This is a genomic window from Lacrimispora xylanisolvens (assembly GCF_002934545.1).
Lineage (GTDB): Bacteria > Bacillota > Clostridia > Lachnospirales > Lachnospiraceae > Lacrimispora > Lacrimispora xylanisolvens.
The window spans coordinates 11564-34410 of the sequence record NZ_PTJA01000011.1 but is presented as its reverse complement, the minus strand read 5'-3'; the positions used below and the strand labels follow the sequence as shown (position 1 = coordinate 34410).

Sequence of the window (22847 nt, the reverse complement as noted above, 5' to 3'; positions counted from 1 at the left end):
CGTCATATATTGAAACAAATGGATTCGACGGAGTATTACTATGAAATGGTTTAACCGATTAAGACTGGCGGAGAAAATCAGAACATTTTCCATTTCGCCGGAAAATGGAAAGAAAGGCCTGAAGATATTTCTGTTCCTTTTATGTGCCTTTTTTGCCGGGCGTCTGGGAGCTATGCTGATGGAACATCATCGCGCTGTGGAAACTGCTGCAGAAGGAAACTGGGGATTAAGCTTCCAGCAGGAAGGGCAGCCTCCTGTTGCCAATGCCACCATGGATTATTTAAAGCAGTTTAATGCCTATTATGCACAAAAAACCCAGGATAAGGTTTTATATCTCACCTTTGACGCCGGATATGAAAACGGAAATACTGCTGCGATCTTAGATGCACTGAAAAAGCATCACGCACCTGCAACCTTCTTCGTTGTGGGCAACTACATAGAAACTGCACCAGAACTGGTTAAGCGGATGATTGCGGAAGGTCATACAGTTGGTAACCACACCTATCATCATCCGGATATGTCAAAGATGAGTTCTAAGGAATCTTTTGAAAAAGAGCTGGGGGACTTAGAAACTTTGTTTGAACAGACCACCGGTCAGAAGATGAAAAAGTATTACCGCCCGCCGCAGGGCAAATACAGTGAATCCAATCTTCAGATGGCAAAGGATATGGGATATAAAACCTTTTTCTGGAGCCTGGCTTACGTGGACTGGTATCAGGATAAGCAGCCTACAAAGGAAGAAGCCTTTAAAAAACTGTTAGGACGGATTCATCCCGGTGCTATCGTTCTTTTGCACAGCACTTCCAGTACCAATGCACAGATTCTTGATGAACTGCTGACTAAATGGGAAGAGATGGGGTATCAGTTTAAGTCTTTAGATGAACTGTGTTCACAACAATAAAAAACAGAGGTAAACCTTACCCTTTCTATACGAGTATCGTTTACCTCCGTTCCTTTTTTAGATGGAATAATCTTTTGACGTCTCATCTTCGTTCATAATATGGGAGAGAATAATTTTTTCATAATAGCTGCTGTCATTACCGGTAACTCTTGGACGAGGCAGCTGGATTTTTATATCCTGCCTGACTTTATGTTCATCAATGATTATAACACGATCAGCCAGTTTCACTGCTTCTCCAACATCGTGGGTCACAATAATTGCCGTAAACCCAAGTTCTTTCCATAGCTTTTCAATGAGCTGCTGCATATCCAGCCTTGTGAGCGCATCCAATGCCCCCAGGGGCTCATCAAGAAGAAGTACCTTCGGCTGACCGGCAAGAGCTCTTGCCAGTGAAACACGCTGCCTCTGACCTCCGCTTAAGACATGGGGCCAGCAGTCACTCTTATCCATTAGTCCCACACTGCTTAAAGCCCTTTTCGTTAATTCCGGGGTATGCCCGTAGCTTCCAAGGCGAACGTTTTCTGACACTTTCTTCCAGGGAAGAAGCCTTGGTTCCTGAAACACAAACCGAATGTTGCTGTCCACTCCTGCTTTTGTCACACCATTGACTGTAATACTCCCATCAGAAGGAACCTCCAGACCTTCAATGAGCCGTAAAAGCGTACTTTTTCCACAGCCGCTTTTGCCTACAATTGCGACAAATTCTCCTGGTTTTATCTCTAAATTAATGTCATTAAGAATTATTAAAGGTCCATAGTTTTTTGATAAATTCTCTATTTTAATTCCATATCCATTTTGCTTTTCTTCCATGTTTTATACTTCCCTCCAGCGAATGAGTTTCCGGTCCAGGAATCCTGCTGCAGCATCAGACAGTTTTCCCAGTATGGCATATAAAATAATGGAAAGAAGTATCTTATCCATCTGCATCAGTTCCCGCGCAGACATTGCCATATAACCGATTCCGGCATCAGTAGCTATCTGCTCTGATGCAATCAGTAAAAGCCACATGGTTCCAAGGGATAGCTTAAAGCCGACTAAAATGGAAGGAAGCGCTCCAGGGAGGATAATTTCAGTAAATATTTTAACTTTTGAAAAACCGTAAACCCTTCCCATTTCCATTAGTCCTTTATCAATTGTCTTAATACCATGATAGGTATTGATGTAGATTGGAAAAAACACACCGAAAGCAACCATATAAACTTTGACTCTTTCGCCTATTCCAAACCAGATAATCATTAATGATATGGCGGCAAGAACCGGAATCGTCCGAAGCATTTGAATGGTTGTGTTAAGCGTTAAGTCCAATCCTCGGTTTAATCCTGTCATAAATGCAAGTAAAAGTCCGATTAACCCGCCAAGCAAAAGTCCTTTTCCCGCACGTCCTGCACTGACCGTTATATATTCTAAAAGCTGTCCGTTTCCAATCATATCCACCGTGCGTTTTAAAACTTTATCTGGTGATGGCATCAGTGTATTATTCATGCCTGGCAGCGTCGTCAGATACCACAAAATAAGAATCAGCGCCGGTATCAGCCAAGGGACCAGCGGCTTAAGTAGGTTTCCTGTCTTTTTCCAGTCCATATTCACTCTCCGTTTTATTTTAAATCTGCCAGCGCCTTCTTATATTTCTCATAAAATGATTTTTCGTAGAATGATGACACATCAACCTTTTGATCCAGTACGTTCAGCTCATAAAAGGAATCTGCAACGCTTTGTTCTGAATGCACCACCTGATCGTCAATTCCCACAAAATGATATAAATAACCTCTGTCATCATAGGTTCTCTTTAAAAGATCATAAGCCTCATCGTATGTATTTCCGGTTGGCTCCGCCTGAATTTCAGCCCACTCTTTCAGGTGACCCTCTGCCCATTCGTAACTCTATTGCACTCTTGCAAAGTAGTCTGCAATTGCCCCCACTTTTGCTTCATCTTTTAACACAGCATCTGATATCTCAAAAGGGAAGTTACCGGACAGAATATTAACTGCAGAAGCAATTGTAACTGCACCATTGGCTTTTGAAGCGTTAATAGAGTTTCCATAGCTGGCAAATGCATCAATCTGACCTCCTGTTAAAGCGGTGACACCATCGGCAGTTGTTATTTCAACTGGTTCAATATCCTTCCAGGAAAGCCCTTCCTTTTTTAACATTTCATTCAGGAAATAATGAGCCGTTGTATTTTTAATATAGCCCACCTTCTTTCCTTTCAGATCAGCAATTGACTTTATCCCCGATTTTTCCAGAGCAACTACTTCCTGATTCTGCGGACTGCTGCTGTTAATCAATACAATTTTAAAATTACCGCCGTTTTGTGCCATGGAGGCAGATATAGGGGGAATTTCACTGGTACCTGTAAAATCAATCTGATCGGCAGCCAATGCCTCCATGCAGAGATTCCCTCCCTGAAAAACAAAGTATTCTACGTCATATCCTTTAAAATCATCCAGTCCTGCTGCCTTTAATAATGCTTCGTGGTTTTTCCACCCGGTAATTCCATAGCGGAGGTGAATCTTTTCCGAAGAGGCCGGTACCGATTCAGAAGAAGCAGTTTTGCAGCCAGTTAGTCCTACTGCCAGCAGGGCCGTCATAACTCCCAAAAGTCCATTTCTAAATCCCTGTTTCATAATCGTTTTTCCTCCTGCCAGTCTGCCTCTCTGCTATTGTTTTCAGTACTTCAATTACTTTTTCATTCTCCTCGTATGTCCCCACTGAGACGCGGATCCAGCCATCAAGCCCAAACTCACCGGCATTTCTGACAATAATTCCATTTTGCAAAAACGTGTTGTCTACTGGCTCTTTTCCTGTTTGAATGAGTAAAAAATTGCCGTTGGACCGGATATAGGGAAAACCCAGTTTCTCCAGCTCTGTATAATACAGATTGAGACCTTTTCTGTTATTATCCAGGACAGAATTTTTAAACGCCTCATCATCAAGGCTTACCTCAGCCGCCTTCTGCGCGGAAAAATTCACATTGATGGGACTTCTTACCCTGTTGATCCGTTCAATTAATTCCTTATCTCCAATTCCGTATCCAATACGAAAGGACGCCAGGCCATACAGCTTTGAAAACGTGCGGAGCAGGATTATATTTTTATGCTCCTTAATTAAATCAATGGTATTGAAATATGGTTCTTCGGTAAAATCGATATAAGCCTCATCAAGGACTATCAGTACATGCTTAGGAACCCTGTTAATAAAATCATTCAGCTGATCTTCGGCTAAAATGGTTCCCGTTGGATTATTGGGATTACAGATCCAGATGATCTTTGTTCTTTCACTAATGATCTCTAAAATCCGGCCTGTGTCAATGGTAAAATCCTTTAAAGGTACCATAACAGGCGTTCCATTCATCTGCAGCGTAACATTACGATACCAGCCAAAGGATGGATCCGGTATCACTGACTCCTCCCCTTCTCCCAGAAACGCATGTGCTGCCAGCGAAATCAGTTCAAAGGAGCCGTTCCCAAAAATCAGATTTTCAGATGACACATGATGAAGGGTGCTTAACCGTTCTCTTAATATGGTACAGTTGGGATCCGGATAAAAAGCAAACTGGCTATTCAGCTGATTTAACACTTCTCCCACTCTGGCAGAACAGCCCATACGATTTTCATTACCGGCAAGCTTTATAACCTGACTAAGACCATACTCCCTTTTTATTGATTCCAGTGACTTGGCAGCCTGATATGGAGCTATTTTATCCACTCCGGACCGTTCCCTAACCATTGGCATATGCCCCCTCCCTTCCATACTTTTTCACATATCCATCAGCCTGATAGGCTGCTTCAATCAGTGCCCGCTCATCCTCATAATCTGCCAGTATACGAATGCCACCAAATAACTCATATATTCTGTCCGATATGATCTGCAGCTTTTCTTCGGTCTGCTCGGATATGCCGATTTCCTCCAGGGTGAATGCAACCTTTAATTCCTGGAATCTTGATACAATTTCAGCAATTTCAGCCTCACTCTTTCGTTCCAGTATAGCCTGCATGATCAGCCCAAACGCCACCAATTCCCCATGCAGCGTATCTCTGGTCTCTTTAATGATACGGGATGAGTGGTAAAAGGGATGGGCAAATCCTGAAAATGCTTTTTCTCCCACATAGCTTCCTACATTTCCTGCAAGAAAAATGATTGCATCTACAGTCTTAACGGTGTATTCATCAATGATATTTTCCTCTGCATTTTTTATTACTACTGTTCCGTATTCTTTCAGAAACTCAAATGCCAGCCGTGCAGTATTAATGGAATTTATGTAGGAAAAGTCAAGGATTTTGCTGTCATAAGAAACTGTTGTCTCATACCATTTTGCAAGGGTATCAACAATGCCAGCCCTTAAATACCGGCTGGGGGCACCGGCTAAAATATTCGTATCTGCAATTACTGCTTTGGGGGAATGATTATTACGCCAGAACTGATCAAAATTACCTTCGTCTGTATAAAGAACAGATAACGCTGCCCAGGCCGCACAGGTAGCAGCAATTGTGGGGACTGATACGACTGGTATATTGGCCAGATCTCCGGCAGCTTTTGTTACATCCATGACTTTACCTCCGCCTATGGCTATGAATACCGTAATATCATTCTCTTTTGCCAGTTCTGCCAGTTCGCCTGCTTTTTCCAGAGTGGGATAACCTTCGAACAAATACTCTGTGAGTTCAATGGATTGTGACTCCAGGCTTTCCGTCACAGCTTCCTTCGTAACCTCTCTGGCAGTTTTCGACCAGATAATGAGTGCCTGCTTTCCATATTCTGAGACATAAGAGCCAAGGAATTCTATGGCGCCGGGTTCACTTATATAAATATCAGGGGTTTTAATCTGCAGCATTTATATCTCCTTTCTTTCGGCAGGTACTTTTCCCGCCACTATATGGAATAAGTGGGTTCCAGTGAGATGATTCTGGATAAAAACTGTTTTGTCCTCTCTTCTTTTGGGTTTGTAAAGATTTCCTCTGGAGGTCCTTCCTCTACTACAACACCGCCATCCATAAAGATGACCTTGTCAGCCACCTCCTGAGCAAACGACATTTCATGAGTCACCACAATCATGGTAATTCCCTTTTCAGCCACTTTTTTAATAATCTCAAGTGTCTCCCCCACAAGTTCCGGGTCAAGGGCGGATGTGGGCTCGTCAAAGAGAATTACTTCCGGATCCAGGACAAATGCCCTGGCGATACCAACACGCTGCTGCTGGCCTCCGGATAGCTGGGAAGGATAATAATCATATTTATCTGACAGCCCTACCCAGTTTAACGCTTCCTTTGCCCGCTTCTGCGCAATATCCTTTGGTACACGTCTTGCTGTTACCAGCCCTTCCATTACATTTTCAATTGCGGTTTTATTTGCAAATAAATTGTAGTTTTGAAAAACAAAGGAAGTTTTTCTTCTTATGGCAAGAATCTCTTTTTTTGAGGCTTTTTTAAAGTCAACCTGGATATCTCCAACAGTAAGTTCCCCGCTGTCAGCATTCTCAAGAAAATTAATACAGCGCAGCAGTGTGGTTTTCCCAGAACCACTTGGTCCCAGGATTACTACCACCTCACCATCTTTTACCTCAACAGAAACATCCTTTAGAACTTCCAGTTTGCCAAATACTTTTTTCACATGCTTCACTTCAATCATAAAGATTCCTCCTGAATCTTCCGGTATGCTTTCTCAATATTTTTGCTAAATATTCAATCATGACTGTAAATATCCAGTATATCAGCGCAGCCGCCACATACCCCTCAAAAAACGAATAGGTTCTTGAGCTTGGAATCGTAGCTCCCGCAACGATTTCAATAATCCCGATTGCCATGACTACGGAAGATGCCTTAATTAACCCAACCACATGATTGGTAAGCATTGGAATTGCAATGGGTATCATCTGGGGAAGGATAATCCGGTAAATCGTCTGTATCTTTGTCAGACCTACCGAATATCCGGCTTCATCCTGCCCTTTATCGATGGATAGCAGAGCCCCTCTTATGGCTTCTGATACGGAACATATTGCCGTCAGACTGAGGGCGAATATTCCGATCCAGATCTGATCTACATCTGCAATTGTTCCTTTTAAATGCAGGAATGCTGCCAAATCATTATATTTCATCATAAAAATCAAATTGTATATCATCAGCGCTACGATAATTGGTACTCCCTGATATACCGTAATCACGAAAGCAAGGATTTTACAAAGCACCGGTACTTTATAAACCCGTATCAGGGCTGCCACCGTTCCAAGTACCAGACCCACACTAAGGGGAATAAACACCAGGCGCAGAGTATTGGGGAAATATTTTATTCCGTAAATAAAGCTTTCCGCAAAGTTATTTATGTTGAAATCCATGGAATTCCCTCTTTTCCGCCTGTTTTTCTTCCATTTGTGTAATCCAGCCTTTTGTTTAAGTACCAGAACAACAGCCGGACTGCCAGACTGATTATGATATAAATGATTACATCAAACACATATGCTTCCAAAACATGCTTCGTGGCTGATCCGATTGTTTTAGCCCTTCCCATAATATCTGTGACACCGATTAAAAAAACCAGTGAAGATCCCTGAAACAATCCCACCAGATCTGAACCAAAGGGCGGCAGAGCGACCCGTATCATCTGAGGCAGTATGATTCTTATAAATGTCTGATAATGAGTCAGACCTACGCTGAGTCCAGCTTCCGTCTGGCCATAGGGGATGGACGTTACCGCACTGTAAAATATTACAGAAAGAAATGCTCCCTGGTTTAAAATAAACGTCACATAAGCAAACACAACTGCACTCCAGTCCCGGTTGATACTGGTACCCAAAAGGGGATCAATGATAGCGGGCAGGCCGTAGTAAATAAGCATCAGCTGAACCAGCATGGGGGTGCCCCGCATGAAAGAAATATAGACCTTACTGATCTGATAAAGCACCCGTATTTTCTTAATCTGGATCAGCACAATGAATACCGCCAAAAGGACTCCGAAGATGGTCGCATAAAATACAATGGAAAAGGTCACCGTCAGATATGGAAGTATTTTAGGAATATTTTCAAAAAAGCGGCTCCATTCAAACAGTTTCCCCATATCTCTTACTCACTTTCTGTATAATCACCGCCGATTACATCAATGGATAACTGTTTTAGTTTTCCGTCTTTCTTTAACTGCTTTAATGCCCCGTCAACTGCTCCCTGCAATTCGGTGTCGTTTTTGGAAAAAACAAAATAGGTGGAAGAAGTCTGAACCGGATCACCGGTTACTTTAAGAGCCGTCTTTCCATAATTTTTATTTAACTTATCTGCATCCCTCTTTGTCATAACCGTGGCATCCCATACTCCATTTAACAGTCCGGTTATGGTCTCTTCATCTGTGGAGTTATTGACATATTCAATCTTTATGGGATTATCCTTATGATCTTTGTTATAAGTTTCCAGTATGTAGGATGTGTTAGAGCCGGCAGAACTCTTTACCTTCTTTCCCTGTAAATCATCAAGGGACTTGATATCCGGATGATTCTCAGCCACAGTGATGTATGTGACATAGGTGGTGTAAGGCTCCTTTCCAAAGAGATACTTCTCATCCCGCTCCTTGTTCCACTCATACTGATGGGCTGCAAGATCGATTTTTCCTGCATCAAGAGAGATCAGCACATTGGCGAAATCTGATGTTTTATATTCAAATTCGTACTGGGGGAGCAGATCATCCACTGCTTTTAATACTTCATATTCATAGCCTGCAAGATTTCCTTTATCATCAAGATAGCAATAAGGCTCGTAGGAATTGCCGGTTCCCACTACGATCTTTTTAACTTTGCTCTCAGATGCCGCTTCCTTTTTTCCGCACCCTGCAAGTGCCGCCACACTTAAAATGGTTAGCAGCGACACTGCCGCAACATATTTCTTTCTTTTCATAATTGTCCTCATCCTTTCTTACTGCTCATTGTTTTGCGATGCCTTTTAAAGTCTGATGATGATCGGATCTGTAAAAATAAAGGGTTATTTTATCCAATACCTCATTTAAGCTTCCTGATATTTCAAATGTACTGATCGTCTTTTTTTCAAATTGCTTCTGTATGGGAAACCCTATTTTTTTACACACAATACATCTGCAGTCTGAAAGGAGATCCACGTTCCGACTGACAGCTCCTGATCCATGACAGCCGCCTCCCCCGCCGCCGCAGCTCTGGCTGCCACAACCGGAAGGCTCTTTCAGTCCCTCCGGTACACTTCTTTCTTCCAACAGTGTCCATACCCCATCTTCATTTACTTCGTAGATCAGAAATCGCTGTGCCGCTCCAAAATTTAAATTGATTTGCTCCCCATCTTCTGAGGCAGCTGCAATTTTATAGGACATATCATTTCCTCCCCTTCTTAAACTAGTTGAATCTTGTTTTTGCAACGGAATAGATATCCTCAATGAGTTTAAGACCGCCTTCGTATCCTGCGTAATAGCTGTTCATAATCAGGCGTTCATTCACCGGCCATGATACGTTTAAAAAATGAGCATTGGTCTGTTTTGCGACCTCCTTTTCCCAATGACCGCCTAAAATCAGGGGATATCCATGATAGTCATGAGCTTTTATTTCATTGTGTATGTTAAATCCATCGGTTTCAAAGCTGACTTCCGCCTCAATGTCATAATTCAAATCTTTGAAATAGGAGCGGACGTTTTCCTGATACTCCCTGGGTGTATCATCTACAACAAACTGCTTAGCCGGAAAAAGCCCCAGGTCATTAACCAGAAATTTTGTTATTCCCAGCGCATACTGGGCATCTGCCACTACGGTAAACTGCTTTGACATGACTCTGGTTTCCAGAAACAGATCTGCATAGCGCTCAATGTAGTAATAGTACGACGACTCTTCCTCTGCTATAACTGCTTCCACTTTTTCTTCCGGCACTCCCGCATATGTTCCGATTTCACGTAAGAATTTACTGGTTTCAAATGCACCAATTGGGAGGGTTGGATAATGCAGATATGGAATTCCAAGCTTTTGCTCCATCTTCTTCATATTGGTAAGCCCTACCCACGGAGAGATCAGTAAGTTAAACTCAGCTGCAGGAATCTTTTTAATATTCTCAATTCCCCGATTGTATCCGAATATTATGTTGGGGGTTAATCCCAGCTTTTTCACCAGACGTTCCAGTTCCTTATAATTTCCATGCCAGAACTCATCCTGATAAGGAACGTCTGCCCAGATATTAACGAGCCCCTTAATCCTGATCTTAGACGGTTCTAAATACTGTTCCGTCAGCGCATCAATCACCTGTTCATGACCTTTGTAGTTATTGCCCTTAAATCCGGCAGTCAAGGCATAAATCACAGGCTTTTCTTCCTCCTTGAATCCAGATACCACTTCTTCTGTGTTATCTCCCACAATCTCAGGAATGCATCCGGTTAATACCACATATAAGTCTGCATCAATCACTTCAAGGGAGTGGCGGATGGTGGATTCCAGCTTCTTTACTCCGCCAAAGACCACATCCCGCTCATTGATGCTGGTACAGGGGTAAATATTGGGAGAGAAATATCCGGAGCTTCCGGTGGAACCGGATAGCTTTTGAGCACAGCCGGGTCCTGAATGAAGAACAGGAATTGCTCGTTCAATTGCCTGAACTGTCTGCATTGCACTCATTGCACATTTATATCTTTGTTTATCCAGAATTTTTGCCATCAGCTGATCGCCTCCTCTAAAAATCTTCCTACATCCTGCTGATACCACCAGTCGGTATAGGGCAGCTTCACCCTCTTTGCCAGATTCTGTTCAAAGCTTCGGTTGCGAATGGTATCTAAAATTGCATGAGCAAATTCCAGAGTATGTTTATAACCGAAAATCATATACTCATCTGCCACATAAACAGCTGGTGTCCCCTGCTTGATTGCCCATACTGTGGAACCCGGATGTCTGGAAAGGTATAAATCCGGCCGGAATTTATTTAAAATATTCATAACTTCAAAATTCTGCTGATCTGCCACGCTGGCTTCGAAATTAATATCATTTTCCAGAAGATAGCTCATGGCGGGCGGGATCTCTCCATTTTCATACCGTTTGTCATAATGCCACGCCAGTGCCCATACCACTTCTATTCCCAGTTCGTTCAGCACTCTGGTCACCTCAAAGGTATAACCGGGTCCCATTCCAAGAACTGCTTTTAAGCCCTTTAATTCTTTTTTCACCGCCTCAATCTGAGGGATATAAATATTTCTCTGCTCCTCAATATAGTGTTCTACCTGGGGCTGTTTTCCCGCAACTCTTCCGATTTCACGAAGCCAGGTTTCAAATCCGGTGATTCCAAGGGGGTTAATGGTTCTGATATAGGGAACTCCATAAACTTCCTCCAGACCATTTCCAAGGTAATTTCCAAGCGTTCCGCAGATGCAGGTGGTTGCAACCGCCTCTGATAAATGCTTCAGCTCTTCTACCGTAGCATTTGCATAGAGAAAAACCGGTTCCAGATCAAAATTCTGAAACATTTCTATGATTTCATTTCTGGCACTTTCATAGAAATTTTTAAAATTAATGGTGTTTTGCTTTTTTCTGGGAGGCTCTACAATTCCGCTTAGAACAGCGTGATCGGAAATATCAAAGCCGGTAGCCCATATCCGGGATTTAAAACCTTCACAGTGGACTGCAATGACCGGCACAGGAATTGCTTCCTTCACTTCATCCACCACGCTGTCAATATCTTCTCCAATAATTCCTGTTGCGCAGGAGCTGCTGACAAAAATTGCTTTTGGATGATACCGTCTGTTTACTTCAAGAATAATTTCCGCCAATGCATCTGTGGATCCAAAGATGGTATCATTCTCATCCATATCCGTTCCAATGTATACAGAGCTGTTAACCACGCCTCGCTTTGCTGCAACCTGATTGGTGACAATATATTGGGAACTGGCTGTTGCCGAACAGCCTGCCGGGCCATGATGAATGATCGCCACATCCCGGATTCCTCCAAGCTGACCCAGTGCACAGCCGGATAAACAGGTGCTGGACTGGGAAAAGCAGCGGCTGCATCCAGTCAGGGTCCCGCATTTGCTCTGACTGGCAAGGTCTTCTAAATCTCCCACATACCCGGTTATGGAACCCAACCGGTTCTCTCTGGTTCCAAGATTGGAGCCTGATAACTGAAATGCCATTTTTAAACCTCCATTTAACCTTATACTTTATTCAAACAGTTTGGTTGACAGGTAGCGAAGACCGGTATCAGCCAGAATGACTACAATATTCTTTCCTCTGTTTTCTTCCCTTTTCCCAATCTGAACCGCAGCATAAATGGCTGCTCCAGAAGAGGTTCCAACTAAAATCCCATCTGTTCTTGCCACGTCTCTGGCTGTTTCATATGCCTGGTACGTTTCTACCTCCACCTTTTCATCGTATATGGAACGATCCATATTCTTTGGTATCCGTTCCTCCGGTACTCCTTCAAAAGGGTGAACACCGGTTATGTCGGGAGGTAATGGATCCGACTCATTGGGAAGAGATCCTGGCCCCGGCTGGATAGCGATAATCTTAAGATCCGGATTCTTTTTCTTTAGATACTTACCTGCTCCTGACACGGTTCCCCCTGTGCCCACACAGGCTACCAGTATATCCACAGTTCCATCGGTATCTTCCCATATTTCAGGACCGGTGGTTTGTTCATGAACGGACGGATTGGCTGGATTCTCTATCTGATTTACGAAGAAAATATTGCTTTCTTTGGACAAAACTTTCTCCTCAAGCACTTTAATCGCCGCCACAAAATCACCGCCTGTTTCATCAAGAACCGCTTTCACTTCTTTTACTTCTGAAAGCTTAATGGTTTCTCCTCCAAACGCTCTGATATTCTTAAACCGCTCCTCACTGACCTGATCCTGTATGTATACCCTAAACCCATAGCCTTTGCTGGCCGCTATGGCTGCCAGACCAATACCAGTATTTCCGCTGGTTGTTTCCACAATGGTATCACCTGGTTTTAACAATCCTTTTTCCTCTGCATCCTCGATCATTGCCCTTGCAATTCTGTCCTTCACACTCTGATTGGGATTAAAATACTCCAGTTTTGCAATAATTTTCGCATTTAATCCCAGCTTTTTTTCATAATTAACCAGTTCCAGAAGGGGTGTTTTTCCAATGAGTTCCGTAATTGATTGATGTATGGCAGCCATATAGATTCTCCTTTCAGGGCTCGTAAACGTTTTTATATTTTATAATCATCCTTGATATTCATCAGTCCGAATTCCAGCAGAATCTCTTCTAACCGGTCCTGTTCCATGGGAGTTGGGATGGTGAAATCCTGATTATCGATAATCGCCTGGGCAAGACTGCGGTATTCATTGGCCTGATTGGAATCCGGCCGGTATTCAATCACTGTTTTTCGGTTAATTTCCGCATGCTGCACAATGTTATCTCTTGGAACAAAATACAAAAGCTTTGTTCCAAGCTCCTTTGAAAATGCCCGGAGCAGATCCAGCTCTCTGTCTACATTTCTGCTGTTGCAGATAATGCCGCCAATGCGGACACCTCCTGTTTTTGCATACCGCTTAATGCCTTTTGCAATGTTATTTGCTGCATACAGTGCCATCATCTCTCCACTGGCGACGATATAGATTTCCTTTGCTTTTCCTTCTCTGATCGGCATGGCAAAACCACCGCATACAACGTCTCCCAACACATCGTAAAATACGTAATCCAGATCCTCTGTGTAGGCGCCTAAATTCTCCAATAGCCCAATGGAGGTTATAATTCCTCTTCCTGCACATCCAACACCAGGTTCCGGACCTCCGGATTCCACGCATCTGGTTCCCCCGTACCCCTCTTTTAAAATTCGGGAAAGAGCCACTCCGTCTCCTTCCTCTCTTAAGGTATCCAGCACCGTCTTTTGCGCCAGCCCTCCAAGAAGCAGTCTGGTAGAATCTGCTTTTGGATCACACCCAACAACCATAACCTTCTTCCCAAGTTCCACCAAACCTGCTGTTAAATTCTGTGTCGTCGTGGATTTTCCGATTCCCCCTTTCCCATAGATGGCAATCTGTCTGATCTGTCCCATTGCTCTGACCTCTCTTTCCTGTTCTCAATTATAAATTGTCGTATAAATCTTCTATCAATGTTAAACTTCCCCTGTAACCGGCATAGGCTCTGTTAAAAATCAAACGATCCTTAATGGGGAACGCTGCAACAATATTTTGAACTTCTTTTAAAGAACTGACCTCCTCTTCATTGCTGCTTCCGATAATCAGAGAAATATCCTCCTGCTTTAACAGTTCCTGATTGATCTCATACTGATCTGCACAGAATACAACTCTGGGCGGTTTGGCATATTCCAGTGTCATAAGTTCTGTGACAATTCTCTCTTTGTCTTCCTGTCTGAAAAGAGGCTCCGAAATAATAACAAGCACCGGCGTAAAACTATAGTCATTGGCTAAGTAGCGGGTAATGCCCACTGCTGTTGATCCGTCAGCAACTACTGCAAATTTCTTCCAGCTCAATGTTCCAATGGCCTGAGCCAGATATCGGTAAACATAAACCTCCTCTTCTTCCAGAACCTGGTTTACCAGCCGGTCATCAAGCTTTAATGCTTCTGCTACTGCCAAAACGAAACGTTTGGTATCGCTGGCTCCGATTGGAAGTCCGGGATAACGGATAGAAGGAACATGAAATTTCTCTTCAAACCGTTGTGCAGGGCCTTTTAATATCCAGGGATGGATAATAATATTTAATGATGCACTTGCACAGGACTTTATGGTTTCCATCCCCTGCTGTTCTGTAAAAAAAGTGTTGACTTTTAGTCCAAGCTTTTTTAAAATGCGGGAAATCTCCTCTAAATTCCCACTCCAGAAAGGATCGTGGTATGGAATAATTCCAAACAGATTAACGAGATTTTCTTCCTTTTCTTCCGCCGGTTCAATCACCTGGTCAATCATGGTATTCCATATTACTTCATAACCTAAATTGCTGTCTCCTGCAAATCCCGGAGTTTCAATGGGAAAAACAGGGATACCCTTTTCTCTAAATTCAGTGGTTACGCTCATAATATCATCTCCTATAATACCTGCCGTACAGCCAGTCAGTACAAAGTAGGCGTCTGCATCGATAATTTCAACCGCCCCCTCAATGGTGGTTTTCAGTTTCTGACTTCCTCCAAATACTACTTCACGCTCCAGCATATTGCTGGATGGAATGGAAACGCTGCTTACAAAACTGGAACTTTTATTCCCGGACTGTCCCGGATCAGAAGCAGTTGTCTGCATACAGCAGCCCGGTCCTGCATGGTAAATGGGGCATACCCGGTTAAGGGCTCCCAAAACGGAATTGATTCCAGCCAGCACACAGCCCCCTCTGGGATTTTCTATCACCTGAGACATCTCATTCACCTCCGATTATGTATTGAAATGGATCTTTTTCATACCAGCTCTCTTTATATGGAAGCTTTACGTGCTGGGAAAGTTTTACGTTAAAGCCTGGATTTTCAAGCTGGTCTGCTATTTTATTTCCCAGAAACAGAAGCCCGTCATAGCCCATGGTAGGACGTTTCATATCAAGAACATGGGTTGTGGGAATTCCAAGCTTTGCTGCCCACTCCGGTACACCGATAAAGACATCAGGTTTTAACCGTTTCACCAGATTCACCTGCTCGAAGGGCTGCATATTTGCAATATCAATCACATAGTCCGAATGTATGGTATTTAAATATTCTATATCTGCCTGTGCGTCTTCATCGTAAGTCGGTGTCTCAAGCCCTACCAGCACCATACCAAAATCATCAATCAAGGCCGCCGCTGCAAAAGACCGACCTGTTCCGCCGCAGATAAATACCCGTTTTCCCTTAAGCCGGTCTTTTATGGATTCCACTAAAGGAAGAATTCTTTCATGTTCTCTCTGAATAATTTCTTCTGCTTCTTTTTCTTTTCCTACAATTTTTGCAACTCCCCGAAACCAGATATCCGTATTCCTTACACCAATGGGCATAACCGTGTGGGAATAGGGTATCTTATAATCCTCATAAAGAGTCTTCATAAACTCATCTGCAAAAACCTTACAGATGGAGGTAGATGCCTCTGCAGCGGGAATTTCCTTTATTTTTTCCAGTGAACTGTAAAATGGAATATAGTTTACATGAAGCCCCAGAAGGGACAGCATGCGTTCCATCTCCTTTTGATCGGAATAGCTGATGGATACGGGGGCAAATAAATTAATCAATCCTTTTTTCTTCTCCAGTTTTTCCTTTTTTAATATGTACTGGTTAATGGAAAGAAACGCTGCATCAAATCCGGAAGCGCATATTTTGGATTTAAATCCTTCACAATGAATGGGAATGAGAAGAGCCTGTGTCTCTTCCTGCAATTTTCTTAAAATGGCATCAATATCATCTCCGATAATACCGGAAGCACAGGAAGCAAATACAAAAATCAGCTTGGGGTGATAGCGTTTCATTGCATCGCCAACCGCTTTCTTAAGCTTATCTTCACCGCCGAAGATTACATTGTTCTGATCCAGATTTGATACTATGATCCGGGGATTTTTGATGTTTTTTACTCCCCGGTGCGCCTGCCCTACCCGGTACTGGTCCACGGCCAGAGAGGTACATCCCACACACCCCTGAGGGGAATGGGCAATAAACACGGAATCCTCCAGTGACATAAGTGCTGCCATGCTGTTAATCTGCTGACATTGAAGCCCCTGGGCAAAGCTTCGGTCTGCCTTTTTTAAACAGCCATTTTTAAAATCTTTCTCTGCCTGACTTCCTGTAGAACCCAGATCGTTATACCGGTTTGGACGGCTTTCCCGGATTCCTGAATAATTTTCACTCATGCTCTTTCATCCCTCTCTTCTTTCTTAAATAAATTCTGGACTTCTATATAAGAAAGAAGTCTCTGAACAGAATCCTCGATCAGTCCTGGCAATTCAAAGGCCCATGTTCCATTTTCTGCAAGAGCAGATCTGGCTCCTTCACCAATTCTGCTTACCAGAACATAATCACAATCTCCCAGCAGGTCTGCCACTGTTCTTAGTTCCCGGTCATCGTGTTCCTGCTGTTTGCAGGCCGGAGCCGTCTTTCTGGTCTCCTGATACCAATAAGTTCTGTCGGAACTGTCTGCTTTTATAATGTGAAATTCTTCTGTTCTGCCAAAATGCTGATTGATTACCTTTCCGTCTGACGATGCTGCTGCAATTTTGTAAATCATTGAAATTCAACCCTCTTTCACGATCAGCCATGAGAAAATGTATCACTTCCCACAATCCTTCTTTGATATATTAAATCTCCATAATCCTTTCCGCCCAAAAGCCCTACCGCATCTGCACGGCAATGCTGACAATGGCGGAAGACATCAATATGTTTTCCAGCCTGGGCTCTGGCCTCCTCAATCTGACTGCATACAGGAGCCTGCTCATTTCTTAAATCTGACTGGGGAATCAGCGGAATCAGATTATAAATCTGTGCCCCTCTTTCTTTTACAGCCCTGGCAATGTCTTCAATGTGCTCTCCGTTAATGCCTGGAACCAGCACGGTATTTACTTTGACTGTAATTCCCGCGGCCGCAATTTTTTCAATCCCCTTTAACTGGTTCTCGATTAAGATGGCAGCGGCCTCAACTCCAATGTATACTTTTCCGTGGTAGACAATCAGGCGGTTAAGCTTTGCCTCGATTTCAGGATCTACGCCATTCACCGTAACTGTCAAAGAATCCACTCCTGCTTCTATTATTTCTTCCGCCCGCTCAGAAAGAAGAAGTCCGTTGGTGCTCATACATTTAATCAGCCTGGGGTATTTTTCTCTGATCAGACGGAATGTTTCCAGTGCATAATCCGTAGCCAGTGTATCCCCTGGTCCTGCAATTCCGGCAACCGTAATTTCCGGACACAGCGTTAATGCTTTTTCAAGAACTTCCATGGCTTCCAGAGGTGTAAGTACCTGCGACGTTACGCCTGGTCTTTCTTCATGATCATTAATCTTTCTGTCACAGAATTTACAGGATATATTACATCCAGGGCTTACGGGAAGATGAATCCTTCCGGTATTGTTTCTGTTTCCTCCAAAGCATGGGTGAAAACTTTGTAGTTTCTGATATGTATCGGCCATCTTTACCTCACTTTCAAAAATTGATAACAAAAAAGACAACCTTCGTCTGATATGCATGATTTTGCTTATCAGAACCTCCGGTTGTCCAGTCAGTCCTTTAATCTGATTTTTTCATTTTTTTCAATCTGTACGATTTTCCCGTCTTGAATGGTTATGGTTATGGAACCATATTTTACATCTCTCGCCATCTCGTTGATCAGATGCAGGTAATCTTTATCCGACTTTGATGAATCTGCATAGGGTATAGGAATCACCTTCTCTCATTTCATAATGGTTGACTGGTGTTAGTCCTGGGCGGTATGCAAATGTTGTTGATCTGGTTTTCTCATTAACATTTTTTTATAAAAAAAACAGGTACAATAGAAGTACCTGCCACCCCTCAGTAACGGACTCAGGTATTTTAATGCATAGAAAAACAAACTGTATTCTTACACTCGAACTCAGCTTTACAACAACAACTCATCTGATATGTAAATTGAAAATTCACGGTATTAATTACAGAATTTTTCATATGCTGGTTACCTCTCCTTTGCATTCCCTATTAAAGTTATATGTTAATATGCTTTGAATTATAATCTTATCTGATTAAGTTGTCAATCTTTTTTTTTATTTTTATTTCCGCTCAACGCTTTACTGATTTTCAACCAATAGGCAGAATAAAGAAAAACCAGAGATGGAAAGACAGAATATTCTGCTTTACTTCTCTGGTTTATAATCCTGATAGTCAAATCACATGGCTTTTGCCATTAAAAGCGCCTCATCAATGCAACCTGCAAGGTTCTCTCTCCCCACTGACTCCAAAAAGCCCGCCCGCTCCATCATGGACATGGGCTGGTCATTCACATGGGATAAAATAAGGGTCACATGCTTTCTTTTTAAATTCTGATTTAGTTTTTCCAGACTTTTTAATGCAGTCGCATCCATAGCCGGAACACTTCTCATTCTAAGAATCAGAACCCGTTTGCCCTCTTCTATAATCAGCTGGGAAATCTTTTCCGCTGCACCAAAGAACATGGGACCGCTTACTTCAAAGACCGCGACATGCTTTGGCACAGGTTTTAAGTCTATGGACTCACTGTTGTTTTCTTCATCCTCTAAGTACTTCCAGCTGCTAACTTCTGTCACATCTGCCATACGTTTCATGAACAGCAGGGAAGCAAATAAAATTCCAACCGCAATGGCTGTCACCAGATCAAAAGCAACGGTAAATACAAAAGTAACAAGAAGCACGGACCAGTCGCTTTTGGGAGCTGTCTTCACGATGGAAACAAAGACTCTCCACTCACTCATGTTATAAGCTACCATAAAAAGAATAGCAGCGATAGCCGGCATGGGAATTAATGCCGCATAAGGCATTAAAAATACTAAAACCAAAAGAAGCATCACTGCATGAACCATGCCTGCTACAGGCGTTCTTCCGCCGTTTTTTATGTTTGCAGCAGTTCTTGCTATGGCTCCGGTGGCTGGTATTCCGCCAAAAAGGGCGGAACAGATATTACCGGCACCCTGGGCTACCAGCTCCATATTGGAATTATGTCTGCTTCCTACCATTCCGTCTGCAACTACGCAGGACAACAAGGATTCTACCGCTGCCAGAACCGCTATGGTCACTGCATCCGGCATTACTCTTTGTACCATGGCAAGAGAAAATACAGGAAGATGAAAGGTGGGAAGATCCGATGATATGGTGTACAAATCTCCGATGGTATTCACCGGAAGTTGAAACACTTTTACAAGACCCGCCGTAAGGATGACGGCAATCAGTGACGGCGGTATGGTCTTAAAAAATCTGGGCCATACAACCAGAACAATGAGCGCTGTAAATCCCACTGCAAGAGCCATGGGATTGAGGGTACCAATGCTGTGCACCACCTCACTGACTTTTCCAAGAGTTTCGATTGGGGCATGCTGAAAGGTAAGTCCCATAAAATCCTTGATCTGACCAATGAATATGGTAACAGCGATTCCTGTGGTAAAACCTGTGGTAATGGTATATGGAATAAAGCGGATCAGGCTTCCCATACGCAAAAATCCCATGATAAGCAGAAAGATTCCTGCCAGAATAGTTGCCATAACCAGCCCGTCAAAACCGTTTTTTGCTGCAATCCCCGCTACGATAGATGCAAATGCGGCGGTGGGGCCTGCAATCTGAACCTTGCTTCCTCCCAGAAAAGAGATCACAAATCCGGCTGTAATGGCGGTGTAAAGCCCCTGCTCCGGTGTAACACCGCTTGCTAATGCCAGGGCAATGGAAAGCGGAAGGGCAATGATCGCTACAATGATTCCGGAAACGAAGTCTTTCAAGAACTGCTCCTTCGTATAATGCTTCATTGATAAAAAAAACTGAGGTACCAAATCTTTCATTTCTTCATCCTCTGTCTATTATAAAATTTTTATAAACTTTTTATAATATAACGTTCCAGATAAAAGAAAGCAAGTTTATTTTTCATGTTCTTTAAATAGTACATACAAGTTCATCTCAGACTATGGGCAGCCAGCACCTCTAAGCCCTTTTCATCCAGAAGCTCTACAGTCCCTCTTGTAATCTTCACCAGACTCTCTCCCTGAAACAAACGAAGCAGACGGGTTACCACCTCTCTGGCAGTGCCTAAGTGCCGGGCGATCTGCTCATGGGTGATGGAAAGCTCCATGGTATCATTCAGCCTGCACTCTTCCAGTAAGAATGCAGCCAGTCTTCCATCCATCTTTTTGTTCATCACCTGATCCATCAGCCACATCACATCGGAAAATCTGGATGCCATCAGTTCATTGGTGAAGTTTGAGACTACGGCTGATTCTTCCATTAAATCACGATAGATATCAGCTGGAATCTGGAACACTGCCGTATCCTGTTCTGCTTCCACAGTCACATCAAACTGAATGTTCTTCACCATACAGGACCCGGAGAACAGACAGATATCCCGATCAAACAGCCGGTACAAAGTCAGTTCCCGGCCTTCATCCGATATGGTAAACACTCTTAACTGACCTTCTGTTACAAGAAGAAAACCGCTGCATTCATCGGACTCTCCGTGTACCAGCATTCCCTTTTCGAATCTTAATTTTTTGGATTTGGATGACAGCTTTTCTCTTTGTTTCTCTGTAAGTTTGTTCCAAAAAGGAAGATAATCTCCCAGTGTCATAGTATCAAACCTCCCTGTAATGATAGATGTGGAACTGTAATTTCATCGTTTTGATCAAACAATTGAAAAAATTCCTCATAGCTCATCGTACCTGATTTTAACTGTTCTGCAATGATAAGCAGATTTGCAGAATTCACCGCTGCCCCTTTGATACCGGAACGCATGGAGATATGGTTTAATCTGTCTTTAAAACCTCCGGTAAACTCTCCGGACAGAAAGGCAAAGCGAAATGTTTTCACGCCTTCATCAAAGATGTTCCACCAGCAGTTGGGATTCAGCAGCTCACTTCGTTCCTTATTCTCTTCTATATACCGGTACATCTCATCGGCTTGCTTAATGGGAAGGGAATACCCCTTTCCATAAGCCTTGTTATCGATGATCAGACCGTTGTCTTCGTAGTAAATACAGACATCCGGCTTTCTGGTATCTCCAAGTCTTCCACCAAGAAAGGACAATTCTGCAGTAAGAAGCTGGGCCGTCTGAATCTCGTAATCCCGGTCGGAGGTGCCGTCAAAGCCTAAATCCAGCAGAATTAAATACTTATGGTCCACATGCGACAAGCAGGATCGTAAATAATCCTTCAGTATGGATACCTGGGATTTTACCGGGAGGAAAGACTGTGCTTCCGGAAATAGAAGTCCTGTAATCTCATCTGTAATCCGGTATGTATCTCTGGTCTTTTGGACCTGCAGTCCGATATTCTCCAGACTCTTGATGTCATCAAGTATGGTTTCTGCCTCTTCCTCTATCCCCTTCTGCCTTAAATACTCCTGAATCTGCAACGGGGTGAGGGGCGATTTTTCCAGACACGATATAATATGAGCCCGCCGGTTTCTTAAATATTCCCGGTCTGCTGCCTTGGTGGCCAGCATATCCCACATCACCCGCTTTGGCACTTTTTTATATCTGGATACTCCTGTTATATGATTGCATATGGTTCTTCCCTTTAGTGTCAGCTGATACGACTGGGGAATTACCTCTGTCTCTTCCTTGTGGTCATAAAGACCGGGTATCTCTTTTGGAGTTTTCCTAACCCAGCCGACAGAAATTAACCAGCTGCAAATGGTTCTGACGTACTTGTCGCTGGTTCCTTCCGTGTCCTGAAGCAGCTTTGTCTTTTCTTCCTTCTCTTGCGCTGCTGCAAGTCCCTCTAAAATCATGGACTGGGGAATGGAAGTAAAACCGGCTTCTCCGATAAAACCAAGCCTGGCTCCTATCTCGAATTTAGTCATATGCCCTTCCTTCATCAGAAGAGACAGCACTCTGCATACCGGAGGGTAGGAAAGAAGGGCATCTTTTAATACTTCTTCTTCCTCTTTGCTTCCCGCCTCTGCGTTTGCATACTGCCTTCCTAAGTCAGATATAGAGCATTCATCAGACGTCCTGTCATAGTCCAGAAAACCAATACTGACTGCCCATCTTAAAAAGGAATCCGCCGGCCAGTCAGACTGATATTCTTTTCTCTGTCCAGGCAAAACCGCCTGGATAATGCCGGAACAGGGGGCATTGCTTCTGGTATAGCCTTTTGGTGTTCCTTTTCCTTTTAAATGGGTATAGGGAATGCGGATTTCCTCCTGGTCCAGTTCTTTTATAAACTCATCTCTTTTCTCTTCTTCCTGAATGAGTCTTGGAATCTTATCCGTTTTCAGCAGCCGGTTTATACTGGAATCCGGTACAAATACGGATACCACATTTTTTAAATTGTCCAGGGTATAGGCCTCCTGTACCCAGCCAAATGTTCTCTCAGCCACGTTTCATTCCTCACTGTAGTTTTCTTACAGT

General features: G+C 43.2%; 24 protein-coding genes. 1 reads left to right on the top strand and 23 read right to left on the bottom strand.

Annotated elements, in window-relative coordinates:
- Nucleotides 1–40 precede the first annotated feature (40 nt).
- Nucleotides 41–901, top strand: a complete 861-nt coding sequence (gene pdaA, locus BXY41_RS18690; protein WP_104438391.1) for a delta-lactam-biosynthetic de-N-acetylase — start codon at nucleotides 41–43, stop codon at nucleotides 899–901.
- Between the two features lie 57 nt (nucleotides 902–958).
- Here pdaA and BXY41_RS18685 read toward each other — a convergent pair whose 3' ends face one another.
- From BXY41_RS18685 to BXY41_RS18580, 23 genes are all read right to left on the bottom strand, one after another.
- Nucleotides 959–1711 carry an ABC transporter ATP-binding protein gene (locus BXY41_RS18685; protein WP_104438390.1) on the bottom strand — a complete coding sequence of 251 codons (753 nt, stop codon included), beginning with the start codon at nucleotides 1709–1711 and terminating at the stop codon, nucleotides 959–961.
- A 3-nt stretch (nucleotides 1712–1714) separates the two neighbouring features.
- The gene (locus BXY41_RS18680; protein WP_104438389.1) at nucleotides 1715–2482 is read right to left on the bottom strand and encodes an ABC transporter permease subunit; all 768 of its coding nucleotides are present in this window, start codon (nucleotides 2480–2482) and stop codon (nucleotides 1715–1717) included.
- Nucleotides 2483–2496: 14 nt separating this feature from the next.
- Entirely contained in the window at nucleotides 2497–2649 is a 153-nt protein-coding gene (locus BXY41_RS26850; RefSeq protein ID WP_170072459.1) for a hypothetical protein, read from the bottom strand.
- Between the two features lie 132 nt (nucleotides 2650–2781).
- Nucleotides 2782–3525: an ABC transporter substrate-binding protein gene (locus BXY41_RS18675; protein WP_104438388.1), complete on the bottom strand. Its 744-nt coding sequence runs from the start codon at nucleotides 3523–3525 to the stop codon at nucleotides 2782–2784.
- On the bottom strand, nucleotides 3509–4633 hold the full coding sequence (gene hisC, locus BXY41_RS18670; protein WP_104438387.1) for a histidinol-phosphate transaminase: 1125 nt from the start codon (nucleotides 4631–4633) through the stop codon (nucleotides 3509–3511). The genes BXY41_RS18675 and hisC overlap by 17 nt, the downstream gene beginning before the upstream one ends.
- Nucleotides 4620–5732 carry an iron-containing alcohol dehydrogenase family protein gene (locus tag BXY41_RS18665; protein WP_104438386.1) on the bottom strand — a complete coding sequence of 371 codons (1113 nt, stop codon included), beginning with the start codon at nucleotides 5730–5732 and terminating at the stop codon, nucleotides 4620–4622. The genes hisC and BXY41_RS18665 overlap by 14 nt, the downstream gene beginning before the upstream one ends.
- A 38-nt stretch (nucleotides 5733–5770) precedes the next feature.
- On the bottom strand, nucleotides 5771–6526 hold the full coding sequence (locus tag BXY41_RS18660; RefSeq protein WP_104438385.1) for an amino acid ABC transporter ATP-binding protein: 756 nt from the start codon (nucleotides 6524–6526) through the stop codon (nucleotides 5771–5773).
- The gene (locus tag BXY41_RS18655; RefSeq protein WP_104438384.1) at nucleotides 6519–7229 is read right to left on the bottom strand and encodes an amino acid ABC transporter permease; all 711 of its coding nucleotides are present in this window, start codon (nucleotides 7227–7229) and stop codon (nucleotides 6519–6521) included. The genes BXY41_RS18660 and BXY41_RS18655 overlap by 8 nt, the downstream gene beginning before the upstream one ends.
- Entirely contained in the window at nucleotides 7214–7948 is a 735-nt protein-coding gene (locus BXY41_RS18650) for an amino acid ABC transporter permease (RefSeq protein WP_104438383.1), read from the bottom strand. Before BXY41_RS18650 ends, BXY41_RS18655 begins: the two co-directional genes overlap by 16 nt.
- 5 nt (nucleotides 7949–7953) lie before the next feature.
- A complete protein-coding gene (locus BXY41_RS18645; protein ID WP_104438382.1) occupies nucleotides 7954–8772 on the bottom strand; it encodes a transporter substrate-binding domain-containing protein in 819 nt (272 codons plus the stop codon).
- 25 nt (nucleotides 8773–8797) lie between these two features.
- Entirely contained in the window at nucleotides 8798–9214 is a 417-nt protein-coding gene (locus BXY41_RS18640; RefSeq protein WP_104438381.1) for a NifB/NifX family molybdenum-iron cluster-binding protein, read from the bottom strand.
- A gap of 22 nt (nucleotides 9215–9236) precedes the next feature.
- Nucleotides 9237–10535: a nitrogenase component 1 gene (locus BXY41_RS18635; RefSeq protein ID WP_104438380.1), complete on the bottom strand. Its 1299-nt coding sequence runs from the start codon at nucleotides 10533–10535 to the stop codon at nucleotides 9237–9239.
- Nucleotides 10535–11998 carry a nitrogenase component 1 gene (locus tag BXY41_RS18630; protein WP_104438379.1) on the bottom strand — a complete coding sequence of 488 codons (1464 nt, stop codon included), beginning with the start codon at nucleotides 11996–11998 and terminating at the stop codon, nucleotides 10535–10537. The genes BXY41_RS18635 and BXY41_RS18630 overlap by 1 nt, the downstream gene beginning before the upstream one ends.
- A 27-nt stretch (nucleotides 11999–12025) precedes the next feature.
- A complete protein-coding gene (locus tag BXY41_RS18625; RefSeq protein WP_104438378.1) occupies nucleotides 12026–13009 on the bottom strand; it encodes a PLP-dependent cysteine synthase family protein in 984 nt (327 codons plus the stop codon).
- A gap of 32 nt (nucleotides 13010–13041) precedes the next feature.
- Nucleotides 13042–13881 carry a nitrogenase iron protein gene (nifH, locus tag BXY41_RS18620; RefSeq protein WP_432765524.1) on the bottom strand — a complete coding sequence of 280 codons (840 nt, stop codon included), beginning with the start codon at nucleotides 13879–13881 and terminating at the stop codon, nucleotides 13042–13044.
- 37 nt (nucleotides 13882–13918) lie between these two features.
- Nucleotides 13919–15205 (bottom strand): nitrogenase component 1, encoded by a 1287-nt coding sequence (locus BXY41_RS18615; RefSeq protein ID WP_104438376.1) that lies wholly within the window; start codon nucleotides 15203–15205, stop codon nucleotides 13919–13921.
- A gap of 1 nt (nucleotide 15206) precedes the next feature.
- Entirely contained in the window at nucleotides 15207–16652 is a 1446-nt protein-coding gene (locus BXY41_RS18610; RefSeq protein ID WP_104438375.1) for a nitrogenase component 1, read from the bottom strand.
- Nucleotides 16649–17026 carry a NifB/NifX family molybdenum-iron cluster-binding protein gene (locus BXY41_RS18605; protein ID WP_104438374.1) on the bottom strand — a complete coding sequence of 126 codons (378 nt, stop codon included), beginning with the start codon at nucleotides 17024–17026 and terminating at the stop codon, nucleotides 16649–16651. Before BXY41_RS18605 ends, BXY41_RS18610 begins: the two co-directional genes overlap by 4 nt.
- A gap of 23 nt (nucleotides 17027–17049) precedes the next feature.
- Nucleotides 17050–17922: a radical SAM protein gene (locus BXY41_RS18600; RefSeq protein ID WP_104438541.1), complete on the bottom strand. Its 873-nt coding sequence runs from the start codon at nucleotides 17920–17922 to the stop codon at nucleotides 17050–17052.
- Between the two features lie 89 nt (nucleotides 17923–18011).
- The gene (locus tag BXY41_RS18595; RefSeq protein WP_349670438.1) at nucleotides 18012–18176 is read right to left on the bottom strand and encodes a YezD family protein; all 165 of its coding nucleotides are present in this window, start codon (nucleotides 18174–18176) and stop codon (nucleotides 18012–18014) included.
- Between the two features lie 475 nt (nucleotides 18177–18651).
- Nucleotides 18652–20286 (bottom strand): SulP family inorganic anion transporter, encoded by a 1635-nt coding sequence (locus tag BXY41_RS18590; protein WP_104438373.1) that lies wholly within the window; start codon nucleotides 20284–20286, stop codon nucleotides 18652–18654.
- A gap of 110 nt (nucleotides 20287–20396) precedes the next feature.
- On the bottom strand, nucleotides 20397–21065 hold the full coding sequence (locus BXY41_RS18585) for a Crp/Fnr family transcriptional regulator (protein WP_104438372.1): 669 nt from the start codon (nucleotides 21063–21065) through the stop codon (nucleotides 20397–20399).
- A complete protein-coding gene (locus BXY41_RS18580; protein ID WP_104438371.1) occupies nucleotides 21062–22816 on the bottom strand; it encodes a restriction endonuclease FokI C-terminal domain-containing protein in 1755 nt (584 codons plus the stop codon). The genes BXY41_RS18585 and BXY41_RS18580 overlap by 4 nt, the downstream gene beginning before the upstream one ends.
- Nucleotides 22817–22847: the final 31 nt, after the last annotated feature.